Here is a 12,178-nt window from a genome sequence, read left to right on the forward strand (position 1 = left end):
ACATCGTCAGATGCACGACTCCACCGTCACCGCCGACGAGCGGCTCGTCGAAGCCGCAACGCGCAGGGCGAGCCGTCGGCTGCTGCCCCTGCTGATGCTGCTGTACTTCGTCAACTACCTCGACCGCGTCAACATCGGGTTCGCCGGGCCCAACGGCATGAACGCCGAGCTGGGCCTGTCGGCCACCCTGTTCGGCGTCGCCGCCGGGGTGTTCTTCATCGGCTACCTGATCCTGGAGGTGCCCAGCAACCTGCTGCTGCACCGCTTCGGGGCCCGCCGCTGGATCGCGCGCATCCTCGTCACCTGGGGGATCGTCGCGACCGTCATGGCGTTCACCCCGAACGCCGGTGTGCTGATCGCGCTGCGGTTCCTGCTCGGGGTGGCCGAGGCGGGCTTCTTCCCCGGCATCATCCTGTACCTGACGTACTGGTTCCCGGCCGCGCAGCGGGCCCGGGCCACCGCCTGGTTCATGGCCGCGATCCCGATCTCGACGGCGCTGGGCGCGGTCGTCTCCACGGTGGTCATCCAGAACGCCGACGGGCTGTTCGGCCTGAGCGGCTGGCGGGTGATGTTCCTGGTGGAGGGCATCCCGGCGGTCCTGCTGGCCGTCGTGGTCTGGTTCCTCATGACCGACCGGCCCGCCCAGGCGGCCTGGATGCCGACCGACGAACGTGACGCGCTGGAGCGCCGGCTGGCCGCGGAGGCGGCTGAGGCGGCGCAGACCGGGCCGCCGTCGGTGCTCGCGGCACTGCGCAGCCCCCGGGTGCTCGCACTCGCCTGGGTCTACTTCGGCATCGTGTACGGCCTGTACGCGCTGGGCTTCTTCCTGCCGACCATCATCAAAGGCTTCGCGACGCAGTACGGCACCACGTTCACGACGGTGGGGTCCGGCCTGGTCAACGCCGTCCCGTACGTCGTCGGGCTCGTCGTGATGATCCTCTGGACGCGCCGGGCGACGAGCCCGGCCATCCGGGTCGGCGTGCCCGCGCTCGTCGGCGGCCTGGCGATCCCCGTGGCGCTGTACCTGTCCGACCCGTGGCTCGCGATGGTTGCGGTGACGGTGTGCGCCTGCGGCGTGCTCGCCGCCCTGCCCGGCTTCTGGTCGCTGCCGACGGCGTACCTGACGGGCGCGGCGGCCGCTGCCGGGATCGCGCTCGTCAACGCGCTCGGCAACCTCTCCGGCTTCGTCGCGCCCTACGTCACCGGCGCGCTCTCGGACGCCACCGGCAGCAACCGCCTGGGCCTGTGGATCGTCGGGATCTGCATGGTGTCGGCCGCTGCGGTGACGTGGGGGCTGGCGCGGTCGGGCCGCGAGGCATGATCGCGCCCGGCGCCGCCGGCTCGACGTCGCAGCGCGTCGTGCACCTCGCAGCCCGCCGGCGCGCTGCGAGGTGACACCACGTGCTGCGAGGTGGAGAAACAGGCCTCGGACTTGCTCATCGGCCTGGACACGGGTGACACCTACTGGACGCCCTCGGGCCGCCAGCGGTACTCCGTCTGCGGGCGGCCCGTGGTGCCGTAGCGGGCGTGCCGGACGGCGAGACCGGTCCCCACGAGGTACTCGAGGTAGCGCCGCGCCGTCACCCGGGACGCGCCGAGCGCCGTGGCCACCTCCACGGCCGTGCGACCCGCCTCCTGCAGCACGAGCGCGACGGCGTCCAGGGACTCGCGGCTGATGCCCTTCGGCAGCCCACCCGCCGGAGCCGTGCCGCGCAGGGCTCCGAACAGCCCGTCGACGTCGTCCTGGGCCAGCACTGGCGCCGTCGACTCACGGTAGGTCTGGTAGCCCTCCAGCTTGGCGCGCACGGCGCTGAACGTGAACGGCTTCACCAGGTACTGCGTGGCCCCGTAGGCGACGGCAGCGCGCACGACGGCGAGGTCGCGGGCCCGCGTCACCATGATCACGTCGGTGGTGTGGCCGGCCGCGCGCATGCGGCGCAGCACCTCCAGCCCGTTGGTGTCGGGCAGGTGGACGTCCAGCAGCACCAGGTCGACCTCCGACGACGCGAGCAGCCGCAGCGCGTCCGCTCCGGTACCCGCGCAGCCGACCACCTCGAACCCGCGCACCCGCCCCACGTAGGCGACGTGGGCGTCGGCGGCCACCGGGTCGTCCTCGACCACGAGCGTGCGGATCACGCGCGGACCGGGTCCGTCACGTCCACGGGAACGGGCAGCACGACGGTGAACACCGCACCCCGCTCCCCCGCACCGACCTCGACCCGGCCGCCGAGCCGATGGGCCGCCCGGCGGACCAGCGCCAGCCCCAGGCCGCGGCCGGCGTCGTTGTCGGTGGGCTTCGTGCTCCAACCCCGGGTGAACGCCTGGTCGGCGGCCCCCGACGCAAGGCCCGGACCGCTGTCGGAGACCCGCAGCACCAGCTCCCCCGACACCGTGACGGCGTCGAGCCGCACCCACCGAGGCTCCGCGCCGTCGAGCGCGGCGTCGATCGCGTTGTCGAGCAGGTTGCCGACGATCGTGACGAGGTCGCGGGCGTCCGCGACGCCGTCGGGCACCACCGTGCCGTCGTCGAGGTCGAGCTCCACCCCGCGCTCGGCCGCCACCGCCGCCTTCCCGACGACGAGTGCCGCCAGCTCCGGCACGGCGATCGCGGCGAGCACCGCGTCGGTGAGGTGCTGGGCCACCTCCAGCTCGGCGGTGGCGTACTCCAGCGCCTCCTCGGCGCGGCCGAGCTCGATCAGCGAGACGACGGTGTGCAGCTGGTTGGCGGCCTCGTGGGCCTGGGCGTGCAGGGAGTCGGCGAACCCGCGGATGGTCTCCAGCTCGCTGACCAGCGCACGGAGCTCGGTGTGGTCGCGCAGGGTGACGACGGTGCCGAGCCGGCCTGCGGCGCCGGAGTTCACGACGACGATGCGGTCGGCCGTCAGGTGGATCTCGTCGCTGCGTGGTTCGCCGTCGGCCAGCGCGTCCCCGAGCACCGTCGGCAACCCGATCTCGTCGACGCGCGACCCCTGCACGTCACCGGTGAGCGCGAGCAGCCGCCGCGCCTCGTCGTTGACGAGCTGCACGCGGCCCTCGCGGTCGAGCAGCACCAACCCTTCGCGCACGGCGTGCAGCACCGCGTCGTAGTAGGAGTACATCCGCGCCAGCTCGGCCGGGCCGAGATCGTGCGTGGTGCGCCGCACCCAGCGGCTGACCAGCCACGACCCGCCCGCGGCCAGCAGCAGCGCAGCCGCGGCGGCGGCGAGGATCTGCCCGACGAGCGGGGCCAGCTCGCGCGACACCGCGGTGAGGGTGCGCCCCACCGACACCAGCGCCACCACGCGCCCGCCGTCGAACACCGGGACGACGGCGCGCACGGACGGGCCGAGCGTGCCCGGGTAGGTCTCGGTGTAGTCGGTGCGGCCGGCCACGGCGGGGGCGATCGTGCCCTGGAACGTCCGGCCGATCTCGCTGACGGTGGGGTGCGAGTACCGGATGCCGGAGGTGGTCATGACGACGACGAAGTCGGTGGCGGTGTCGGCCCGCACGCGCTCGGCCAGCGGCTGCAGCACGGCGGACGGGTCGGGGTCATCCAGCGCCGCCAGCACCGCGGGATCGACGGCGAGCGTGTGCGCGACGGCCAGCATCTCGGTACCCGTCGCCTCGGTGTTGGACGCGTCGATCCGGAGGTAGGCGGCCACGGCCACCCCGCCCATGACGAGCGCGATCACCACGGCCTGCAGCGCGAACATCTGCCCCGCCAGGCTCCACCTGCGCATCGGTCCACCGCCTCCACGCCTACGAAATGAACGAAAGGGTGATGCCGGGCACATCCTGCCGCACCCTCACGGTAACCATCGGCCCAACGGAGGACCCGTGTCAGCACCCGCAGCATCAGCCACCCCCGCCAAGCGGGACCGCACCCACTTCCTGTACCTCGCCGTGATCGTCGCCGTGCTCCTCGGCGTCGTCGTGGGCCTGCTGTTCAAGGACTTCGCCGTCTCGCTGGAGCCGATCGGCACGGCGTTCATCAACCTGATCAAGATGATGATCTCACCGATCATCTTCTGCACCATCGTCCTGGGCATCGGGGCCATCCGCCAGGCCGCGACGGTCGGCAAGGTCGGCGGGCTGGCGCTGGGCTACTTCCTCGTGATGTCCACGGCGGCGCTGGCCATCGGGCTCGTCGTCGGCAACATCATCCAGCCGGGCACGGGGCTGAACCTCAACGTCAAGCCGTACGTGCCCCCGGCGACGGAGGGCTCCGGCAACTTCCTGCTCGACATCATCCCGACCACGCTGTTCTCCCCGCTGGTGAACAGCAGCGTGCTGTCGACGCTGTTCGTCGCGCTGCTCATCGGGTTCGCCGTGCAGGCGCTCGGCCGCGCGGGCGAGCCGATCCTGAAGGGCATCGGCCACGTGCAGCGCCTCGTGTTCCGCGTCCTGGCGATGATCATGTGGGTGGCGCCGATCGGCGCGTTCGGCGCCATCGCCGCGCTCATCGGCAAGACCGGCTGGGCCGCGATCGGGGCGCTGCTGCAGGTGATGGTCGGCTTCTACGTGACGTGCGCGATCTTCGTGTTCGTCATCCTGGGCCTGCTGCTCAAGACGTTCGCCGGGATCAACATCTTCTCACTGCTGCGCTACCTGGGCCGGGAGTTCCTGCTCATCGTCTCCACCTCGTCGTCGGAGTCGGCGTTGCCGCGGCTGATCGCGAAGATGGAGCACGTCGGGGTCTCCCAGCCGGTCGTCGGCATCACGGTGCCCACGGGCTACTCGTTCAACCTCGACGGCACGGCGATCTACCTGACGATGGCGTCCCTGTTCGTGGCCGACGCCCTGAACAAGCCGCTGGCCCTGGGCGAGCAGATCTCGCTGCTGGTGTTCATGATCATCGCGTCGAAGGGTGCGGCCGGCATCTCCGGGGCCGGGCTGGCGACGCTGTCGGCCGGCCTGTCCTCGCACCGCCCCGACCTGGTCGACGGCGTCGGCATCATCGTCGGCATCGACCGCTTCATGTCCGAGGCCCGCGCCGTCACCAACTTCGCCGGCAACGCGGTGGCCACCGTGATCATCGGCAACTGGGTGGGCGAGTTCGACCGGGCGAAGGCCGACCGCGTCCTGAGCGGTCAGGACCCCTTCGACGAGAAGACGATGCTCGACGACGACCGCGCAGAACCGAAGCCGACCCTGGAGAAGCAGGAACCGGCGGGAGCGCAGGCGTAAGTCGTCAGTTGACGTTCGAGAACGCCGCGCGCCGGGCCTCCGCCGTGCGGAACGCCGACGCCGCCGCCACCCGCCGCGCCTGGTCCACCGTCGCCACGTGCAGCGCCACCGCGCGCTCGGCCGCCGCCATCGCCCGCTCCAGGGCGCCGTCGGTGCGGTGGACGGGGAGCTCCACGCGGGTCCGCTCGCGGGCGTAGGGGCTCGACGCGGGCAGGTCCACGGTGAAGCGGCCGTAGGCACCGACGAACAGCAGCGCCGCCCCCACGAGCAGGCTGAAGACCACGTTCGCCATCCGGAAGGCGAGCATGTTCAGCGACGTGTCCAGCACCAGCGCGTTGACGATCCCGGACGCGAGGAACAGCGTGCCGACCGCGACGGACACGGTCGAGGCCACCTGCCCGCCCCGCACCGCGGCCCCGACGAGCACGACGCCCACGACCAGCGACAGCGTCGAGAGCAGGCCGTTCGTGGACAGGCCCATGACGATCGGGCCGCTGGTCGCGAGGAACCCGGCGCCCAGCGTGAGGCCGGCGAGCCCGAACGCCACGAGGAAGCCGCCGAGGCCAGCAGCCCCGGCCCGGTGGACCGTGTGTACGCGGTTGGTGCTCATGTCGGCGGCCTCTCGCTCGGGTGTCGGGCACCACGGTGCGCCCGGTCGAGCGGGATGGAGCCGTGCGTTCGTGGGCCGTCACCGGCCCGTTCGGGGCGGGTGAGGAGTGTGCAGCTCGAGGCGCCCGCCGTGCACCGTCTGCTCCGCCACCACCATCTCCGTGCCGTGCTCGGGCACCTCCCGGGTGTGCAGGTTGCGGCTCAGGCGCGGGAAGTTCGCGCCCGCCACCTCGACGCGCACGCGGTGCCCGGCCCGGAACGTGTGGGCCGTGTCGTGCAGGGCCACCGTCAGCTCCACGACCTCACCGGGCTCCAGCCAGCCCTCGCGCACGGTGCGCACGCGCAGCGCGCCCTCGCTGATCCCGGCCGCGAACCCGTCCGGCTCGACGTCGACGAGATGGACGCACACGTCGACGTCCGGCGCCGTGCTCTCCAGGTGCACCACCAGCCGGACCGGCCCGGCGACGTGCAGCGGCGCGTCGAGGGGTTCCGACGTCCAGAGCAGCACGTCGTCGCGGGCCTCGACGGCGCGGCGGTCCTGCACGCCGTCGGGGCCCAGCGCCGCGCCGCTGGAGGCGCCGCCGCAGGTGGGGAACGGGTCGGCGGGATCGGAGCGGTAGTGGCCGGCGGCCAGCGGCAGCGTCACGGTCGAGCCGGGCGGCGGCCAGGTGTCCGCGGCCGCCCAGCGGTTCTCCCCGGTCACGTAGTAGGTCACCGGCGGGCCGTCGAGCAGCCGGCGCGTGGCCGGGGTCAGCGTGAGCTCGGTGCGTCCGCGCAGGTGCCGGTCGAACCAGCCCGCGATCACCGGCCCCCAGGTGCCGACGCCGCCGGTGGCGCCCGGATAGGTGCGCGACCCGACGTGGCCGGTGTAGGTGCCGCTGTGCGCCCAGGGCCCGACGACGAGTCTGCGGTCCGGTCCGGCACCGAGCTCCAGCATCGTCGGTGCCATGAAGTCCCGGAACGCGACGACCTGCAGCAGCGGCACGTCGACGAGGTCGGGCCGGTCGCGCAGGGTGGGCGCTCCCTCCGGACCGTCGATCCAGTCGGCCCAGAATGCCGTGTCCATCAGGTCGCGCACCGGCAGTGCCGAGACGGTGGCGTGCGGATCGGCGAACGCGGCCCCGATCCGCCCCAGCCGCGCCGCCTTCTCCTCGGCGGGTGCGTCCAGGCGCCGCACCGCCTCCACGCTCTGCCCGAGGCCGTACAGGGCCAGGAATCCCAGCTCGAAGAGCCCGCCGGGGTGGGTGGTGGCCCGCAGGTCCGTGGCGCCGATCATCGCGACGGCCGCGCGCAGGTGCGGGGGCTGCGCCGCGATCGCCTGGTAGGTGGTCATCGCGTGGTACGACGAGCCGTAGATCCCGACGCGTCCGTCGCACCACGGCTGCGCCGCCGCCCACTCCACGGCGTCGAACCCGTCGGCCTGCTCCTGGTGGAAGAAGGCGAACTCGCCACCGGAGCCGAACCGCCCGCGCACGTCCTGCACGACGACCGCATAGCCCTGGCGCGCAAGGGAAACCGGGTCGGCGACGATCGCGGACACCAACGTCGGGTCGGTGCGGTCGTAGGGCGTGCGGTGCAGCAGCGCCGGGAACGGGCCGCCCCCGGCCGGCCGGTAGACGTCGGCGGCGAGCGACACGCCGTCCCGCGTGGTCATCCGGACGTCGACGTCGATCACCAGACCGCTCACCCGGGCCAGCCTGCCAGACCGCAAACAGGGGGGCGCCCGCGCGTCGCCACGGGACTCTGCCACGCTTGGCGTGAATATGACCTGCGTGAACACCCATTCGGGGTGGACGCACGGAGAGGAGAACGACGACATGGCACTGCCCACGCTCACTCCCGAGCAGCGCGCCGACGCCCTGAAGAAGGCGGCCGCCGCCCGCACCGCCCGCAAGGAGCTGCGCGACAAGATCGCGGCCGGCACGGAGACCATCCCCAACGTGCTCGACCGCGCGAAGACCGACCAGATCGTCGGCAAGACCAAGGTCGCCGACCTGCTCAAGAGCCTGCCCGGCTACGGCCCCGCCAAGGTCACCGCGCTGCTCGAGCAGACCGGCATCGACGTCTCGCGCCGCGCCGCAGGCCTCGGCGACCGCCAGCGCCAGGCGCTGCTCGACGCGCTGAAGTAGATCGCCGTCCCAGGCCCGGCCCCCGTGAACCGGGGCCGGGCGGGTGGGGCACTCTTGCCCCCGTGGAACGGTTCGTCGACGTCGCGCCCGGCGCGCAGCTCTGGGCCGACGACACGGCCGGGCCCGGGGAGCCGCTGCTGCTCGTGGCCGACGCCGGGCAGTCCGGCCTCGTGTGGCCCTACGACCTGCTCGCGCGCCTCGCCGGGCGCCACCGCGTGATCCGCTACGACCACCGCGACACCGGCCGCTCCACCCGCTCGTCCGACGAGCCGGACTACGCGCTGGCCGACCTCGCCTCCGACGCGTTGCTCGCACTCGACGCCCCCCGCGCCCACGTCGTCGGTATGGGCCTGGGCGGGCTGATCACCCAGCTGCTGCTGCTCGACCATCCCGACCGGCTGCTCTCCGCGACGCTGCTCGGCTGCCCCGCGCTGCCGGGCCTCCCGGGTGACCTCCCCGGCCCCGATCCCGCCCTGACGCGGATGCTCGCCGAGATCGACGACCCCCGTGACGCGCGCGCCGAGCTCGCGTGGCGGGTCGCCCACCGCCGGCTGCTGCACGGCACCGCCACCCCGTTCGACGGGCTGTACTTCCGGGCGCTGGAGCAGCGGGTGATCGCCCACTCCGGCACGGACATCCCCTCCGCCGCCCACCTCCGTCTCGACGTGCCGGAACGGGGGCCGGAGCTCGCCGGCGTCACGGTGCCGACGCTGGTGGCCGAGGCCCCGGAAGACCCGCTGTACCCGCCGCCGCACGCCGAGCACCTCGCGGCGGCTCTCGCCGGAGCGCCCGTGGTCACCGTCCCGGGGATGGGGCACGTCCTCGGCCCGGCCGAGGTCGCCCCGGTCGCCGCTGCGATCCTCGACCACACCGCCCGGGCGTGCTCGGCCCGCCGGTAGCACCGCTCCGGCCGTCCGGGGCCGTGACGCAGGCCCACCGTCACGGCCCCGGTGGCGGCGACGTGCTCCAGGTAGCGACGTGCGCTCACGCGTGACAGCTCCGCGCGCAGGGTGAGTGGCACGAGCGCCGAGGCGGTGCTCCAGGGTTCATCGGGTTCCCGTTCGGCGCCATCCCGGCCGGCGGCGCGGAGATCGCCACGTTCCTGTCCTCCGTGCTCGAACGGCGGCTGTCGACGAACAAGACGGGGTTCGGCCCCGGGGCCATCGAGGGACCGGACGGGCCGGAGTCGGCGGCCGGCGCCCGTCGGCGGGCACGCTCACCGCGATGCCGATGCTCGGCCTGCCCGCCACGGCCATCTCGGCGGTGCTGCCCACGGCGTTGCGGCAGTTCGGCGTCCAGCCGGGCCCGCTGCTGTTCCAGCGCGAGTCGGCACCGGTGGGGGCACTCATCGCGAGCCTGTTCGTCGGGCTGGGGCCGTTGCTGCTCGACCTGCCGCTCGCGCCGGGGTGGGCGACGCTGCCGCGCATCCCGCGGCCCCGACCGGTTCGGGATGCCGCTGCTCCCGGTGGCACGATTCGTGGCCCGCCGGAGAATTCCCGAGAAGGTGTCGCAGAAAAGGGCCGTGCCCCGTTCCGGATACTTCCCGGAACGGGGCACGAGCGCGCTCACCGCGAATTTCTCCGCGGATGTGGCGAATTACTTCTGGGTGACCTTGCAGTCGGCACCCGCGAGGGCACCCTGCGCGCCGGCAATCGCACCGACGTTGTCGAGGATGTTGTTGCCGCACGCGTTGATGTTCGCGTTCACGACGTCCTGCGCGTTCACGAGGCCGTTCTGGATCTGCGGGCCCTTGTGGCCGTCACCCTTGTCGGTGATCTTGCAGTCGGCGCCCGCGGCGGCGGTCTGGTTGCTCAGGATGCCGAGGACGTTGCTCAGGACGTTGTTGCCGCAGGCGTTGGCGTTGACGTCGGCCACGTCCTGCAGGTTGACGAGCCCGTTCTGGATCTGCGGGCCACCGGGGCTGCTGTGCCCGCCGTGACCGCCGTGGCCTCCGTGTCCGCCCCAGCCACCGTCGCCGCTGTAGTCCCCGGCGAATGCGAGCGGGCTGATCGCCAGCATGCCCGCGGCAGCAACAGCAATCGTCAGTCCGGCCTTCTTGATCACGACTTTCTCCTCCTACGACTTCGATTCCGGGCAGCAGTGGTGATTCACCGGACACTAGGGGGAGCCAATGTCCGAGCGATCTCTGTAGCCCGATGGGAGCCCCGATCGGGCGTCCCACTGTCGAGTACAACGGGCGGGCAATCGGCATGATCTGCGGCCATGCAGGTGATTACCACCGATCGACGTTGCGTAGTAATCTGCTCCCCGACTGGGCCGTGTAGGTGACACGTTCGGGTCACACCTCGTCGAGCCCACTCCGATGATCACCGTGCGTCGACCGAACCGGGAGATCGGAGGGAATCCCGGCTCGCCCGACCGCACCGCGGCACCCGCAACCGCACCGCATGCCCTGAGCGATCACGACCACGTCCGTGCCGCCACGGACGGGTGCGGGACACGGGGACGTCCCTCCTACTGCCGGCCGGTGCGGCGAGCACCGCGGACGGCCGGCCCCCGGCCGAGCCAGGTCCGGATCACGGGAGCCCGTGTTCCACCGGTGCTGCGGGGCCGGTGAGGCGGCCGCCCGGCCGAGGCGAGAAGGCACCACCCATGTCACGTCCCGGTCCTGTCCTCGGCCTCAGCGACACCGCGTCCGCCGCGGAGATCACCCCCGTCGCCGAGCACCTCGACGCGACCGTCGCCGCGCTCTCGCAGGACATCATCGGCATCGTCCCGACGCTCCTGTCCCGACACCCCGTCCCGACCTCGGGACTCCGCGACCCTTCCCGATCGAGCCCGACCTGCCAGCGGGGTGTGTCCGAGGGTGTGGCATCGTTCGCGCTGCGTGATTGCGGGGAAGGAGAACGGTGAAGGTCGTTTCGATCATCAACCACAAGGGCGGCGTGGGAAAGACCACGCTCACCGCCAACCTCGGCGCCGGGCTCGCCGCTCGGGGCCACAAGGTCCTGCTGCTCGATCTCGACGCGCAGGCCAGTCTGACCGTTTCGTTCTTCACCCAGAACGAGTGGACCGACGGCCTGCTGCCGACGAGGACCATCAAGCACTGGTACGACGGCATCGGCACCGACGACGCCCTCGACAGCCCCGCCCAGCTCGTCGCCTCGCCCCCGCGGGTGCAGGACAAGCTGTCGCGCAGCAAGGGCCACCTCGACATCATCGCGTCGCACCGCGACCTCTCCGACGTCGAGACGCTGCTGGCCGCGCAGCTGATCAACGACCCGGACCGGTTCCCGGACCTGCACGGCCGGCTGCGCACCGCGCTCGCCCACAAGTCGCTGGGCGAGTACGACATCGTGCTGATCGACTGCGCGCCCAACTTCGGCCTGATCGCCAAGAACGCGGTGGCCGCGAGCGACATGCTGCTGATCCCCACGAAGCCGGACTACCTCTCCACCAACGGCATCGACTCCCTGGGGCTGAAGATCCGCTCCTTCACCGAGGAGTTCAACGAGTACGGCGGGACGCACATCCAGCGTCCCCCGGCCGCCGTCGTGTTCACGATGGTGCAGAGCCACGACGGCCAGCCGATCGAGGCCCAGCGCAGCGTGATCAGCCGCATCGAGGCGCGTCAGGTGCCCACGTTCAGCACCACCATCCGCGACAGCAAGGCGGTGTACGGCCCCGCCCCCGAGCACGGCGTGCCCGTCATCCTCGGTGGCACCGGCCGGGCCGCCACCCGGGAGCTGCGCGACCTCGTGTCCGAGCTGACCGACCACCTCGAGACGATCGCGGCCTGATCAGCGGCTCGTCGGCCCGTTCCATCGCCAGGGAGTGCTTTCGCGTGACCGACCACCTCGACGCCGCCCGTGACCACGCCACCGCCGTCCTGGACGCGCTGACGCCCGAGCAGGTCGCCGACCTCGCCTCGGGCCGGGCCCGGCTGGTGTTCCGGCCGGAGCCCGTCGAGCGACGGCGGCGCCCCGCGGCGCCCGAGCCCGCCGCCCGGTCCTCCGACGTGGCCGGCGCCGTGGAGACGATCAACCAGCTGTCCGACCCGGCGGAGGTGGAGGCCTACCTGCGCCGCCATGACGCCGTGTTCACCGTGCCGCTGCTGAAGGCGATCGCCCGGTCCCTGGGCCCGACGGTCCGCACCACGGGCCGCAACAAGACGGAGCTGCGGCGCGACATCGTCGCGGGCACGGCGGGCTACCGCGCCCGCTCCGCGGCGATGTCCGGTGGCGCCTGGTCCTGACTCCGGACGTGAGCGCCGGAGCGAGCCGCTCCAGATAGTGATGTCAGACCCTGTCATC

At 72.5% G+C, this 12,178-nt stretch carries 12 protein-coding genes and 1 pseudogene; 8 read left to right on the forward strand and 5 right to left on the reverse strand.

The window, feature by feature from the left end; all coding sequences use genetic code 11:
• Positions 1-10 precede the first annotated feature (10 nt).
• On the forward strand, positions 11-1,321 hold the full coding sequence (locus BGP03_RS19895) for an MFS transporter (protein WP_296373657.1): 1,311 nt from the start codon (positions 11-13) through the stop codon (positions 1,319-1,321).
• A 140-nt stretch (positions 1,322-1,461) separates the two neighbouring features.
• Here BGP03_RS19895 and BGP03_RS19900 read toward each other — a convergent pair whose 3' ends face one another.
• Positions 1,462-2,136: a response regulator gene (locus tag BGP03_RS19900; RefSeq protein ID WP_296373659.1), complete on the reverse strand. Its 675-nt coding sequence runs from the start codon at positions 2,134-2,136 to the stop codon at positions 1,462-1,464.
• Positions 2,133-3,719: a sensor histidine kinase gene (locus tag BGP03_RS19905; RefSeq protein ID WP_298797385.1), complete on the reverse strand. Its 1,587-nt coding sequence runs from the start codon at positions 3,717-3,719 to the stop codon at positions 2,133-2,135. The genes BGP03_RS19900 and BGP03_RS19905 overlap by 4 nt, the downstream gene beginning before the upstream one ends.
• A gap of 97 nt (positions 3,720-3,816) precedes the next feature.
• On the opposite strand from BGP03_RS19905, the gene BGP03_RS19910 reads away from it, so the two are divergent.
• Complete coding sequence (locus tag BGP03_RS19910) at positions 3,817-5,166, forward strand: cation:dicarboxylase symporter family transporter (protein ID WP_298797387.1); 1,350 nt, start codon at positions 3,817-3,819, stop codon at positions 5,164-5,166.
• 4 nt (positions 5,167-5,170) lie between these two features.
• On the opposite strand, the gene BGP03_RS19915 is transcribed toward BGP03_RS19910, so the two are convergent.
• Positions 5,171-5,776 carry a DUF4383 domain-containing protein gene (locus BGP03_RS19915; RefSeq protein WP_298797389.1) on the reverse strand — a complete coding sequence of 202 codons (606 nt, stop codon included), beginning with the start codon at positions 5,774-5,776 and terminating at the stop codon, positions 5,171-5,173.
• 78 nt (positions 5,777-5,854) lie between these two features.
• On the reverse strand, positions 5,855-7,462 hold the full coding sequence (locus tag BGP03_RS19920) for a CocE/NonD family hydrolase (protein ID WP_296373667.1): 1,608 nt from the start codon (positions 7,460-7,462) through the stop codon (positions 5,855-5,857).
• 130 nt (positions 7,463-7,592) lie between these two features.
• On the opposite strand from BGP03_RS19920, the gene mihF reads away from it, so the two are divergent.
• The 3 genes and pseudogenes from mihF to BGP03_RS19935 all read left to right on the forward strand — a co-directional run.
• Complete coding sequence (mihF, locus tag BGP03_RS19925) at positions 7,593-7,904, forward strand: integration host factor, actinobacterial type (RefSeq protein WP_296373669.1); 312 nt, start codon at positions 7,593-7,595, stop codon at positions 7,902-7,904.
• 62 nt (positions 7,905-7,966) lie between these two features.
• The gene (locus BGP03_RS19930) at positions 7,967-8,803 is read left to right on the forward strand and encodes an alpha/beta hydrolase (protein ID WP_298797391.1); all 837 of its coding nucleotides are present in this window, start codon (positions 7,967-7,969) and stop codon (positions 8,801-8,803) included.
• A gap of 149 nt (positions 8,804-8,952) precedes the next feature.
• Positions 8,953-9,341 (forward strand): annotated as a pseudogene (locus BGP03_RS19935) (tripartite tricarboxylate transporter permease); the annotation flags it as partial.
• A gap of 159 nt (positions 9,342-9,500) precedes the next feature.
• Here the strand turns inward: BGP03_RS19935 and BGP03_RS19940 are convergent.
• The gene (locus BGP03_RS19940) at positions 9,501-9,968 is read right to left on the reverse strand and encodes a hypothetical protein (protein ID WP_296373672.1); all 468 of its coding nucleotides are present in this window, start codon (positions 9,966-9,968) and stop codon (positions 9,501-9,503) included.
• Between the two features lie 549 nt (positions 9,969-10,517).
• On the opposite strand from BGP03_RS19940, the gene BGP03_RS19945 reads away from it, so the two are divergent.
• Genes BGP03_RS19945 through BGP03_RS19955 form a run of 3 tightly spaced genes read left to right on the forward strand, consistent with a single transcriptional unit; the run spans position 10,518 to position 12,120 of the window.
• Positions 10,518-10,778, forward strand: a complete 261-nt coding sequence (locus tag BGP03_RS19945; protein WP_298797394.1) for a hypothetical protein — start codon at positions 10,518-10,520, stop codon at positions 10,776-10,778.
• Positions 10,775-11,665 (forward strand): ParA family protein, encoded by an 891-nt coding sequence (locus tag BGP03_RS19950; RefSeq protein ID WP_296373674.1) that lies wholly within the window; start codon positions 10,775-10,777, stop codon positions 11,663-11,665. The genes BGP03_RS19945 and BGP03_RS19950 overlap by 4 nt, the downstream gene beginning before the upstream one ends.
• Before the next feature lie 44 nt (positions 11,666-11,709).
• The gene (locus BGP03_RS19955; RefSeq protein ID WP_298797396.1) at positions 11,710-12,120 is read left to right on the forward strand and encodes a hypothetical protein; all 411 of its coding nucleotides are present in this window, start codon (positions 11,710-11,712) and stop codon (positions 12,118-12,120) included.
• Positions 12,121-12,178: the final 58 nt, after the last annotated feature.

The organism is Pseudonocardia sp. 73-21 (assembly GCF_001899645.1).
Taxonomy (GTDB): Bacteria; Actinomycetota; Actinomycetes; order Mycobacteriales; family Pseudonocardiaceae; genus Pseudonocardia.

Bases quoted from the DNA above. Each gene is read 5' to 3' on its own strand.
- BGP03_RS19905 (WP_298797385.1), bottom strand. From the start codon at position 3,719: ATGCGCAGGTGGAGCCTGGCGGGGCAGATGTTCGCGCTGCAGGCCGTG.
- mihF (WP_296373669.1), top strand. From the start codon at position 7,593: ATGGCACTGCCCACGCTCACTCCCGAGCAGCGCGCCGACGCCCTGAAG.
- BGP03_RS19945 (WP_298797394.1), top strand. From the start codon at position 10,518: ATGTCACGTCCCGGTCCTGTCCTCGGCCTCAGCGACACCGCGTCCGCC.
- BGP03_RS19915 (WP_298797389.1), bottom strand. From the start codon at position 5,776: ATGAGCACCAACCGCGTACACACGGTCCACCGGGCCGGGGCTGCTGGC.
- BGP03_RS19895 (WP_296373657.1), top strand. From the start codon at position 11: ATGCACGACTCCACCGTCACCGCCGACGAGCGGCTCGTCGAAGCCGCA.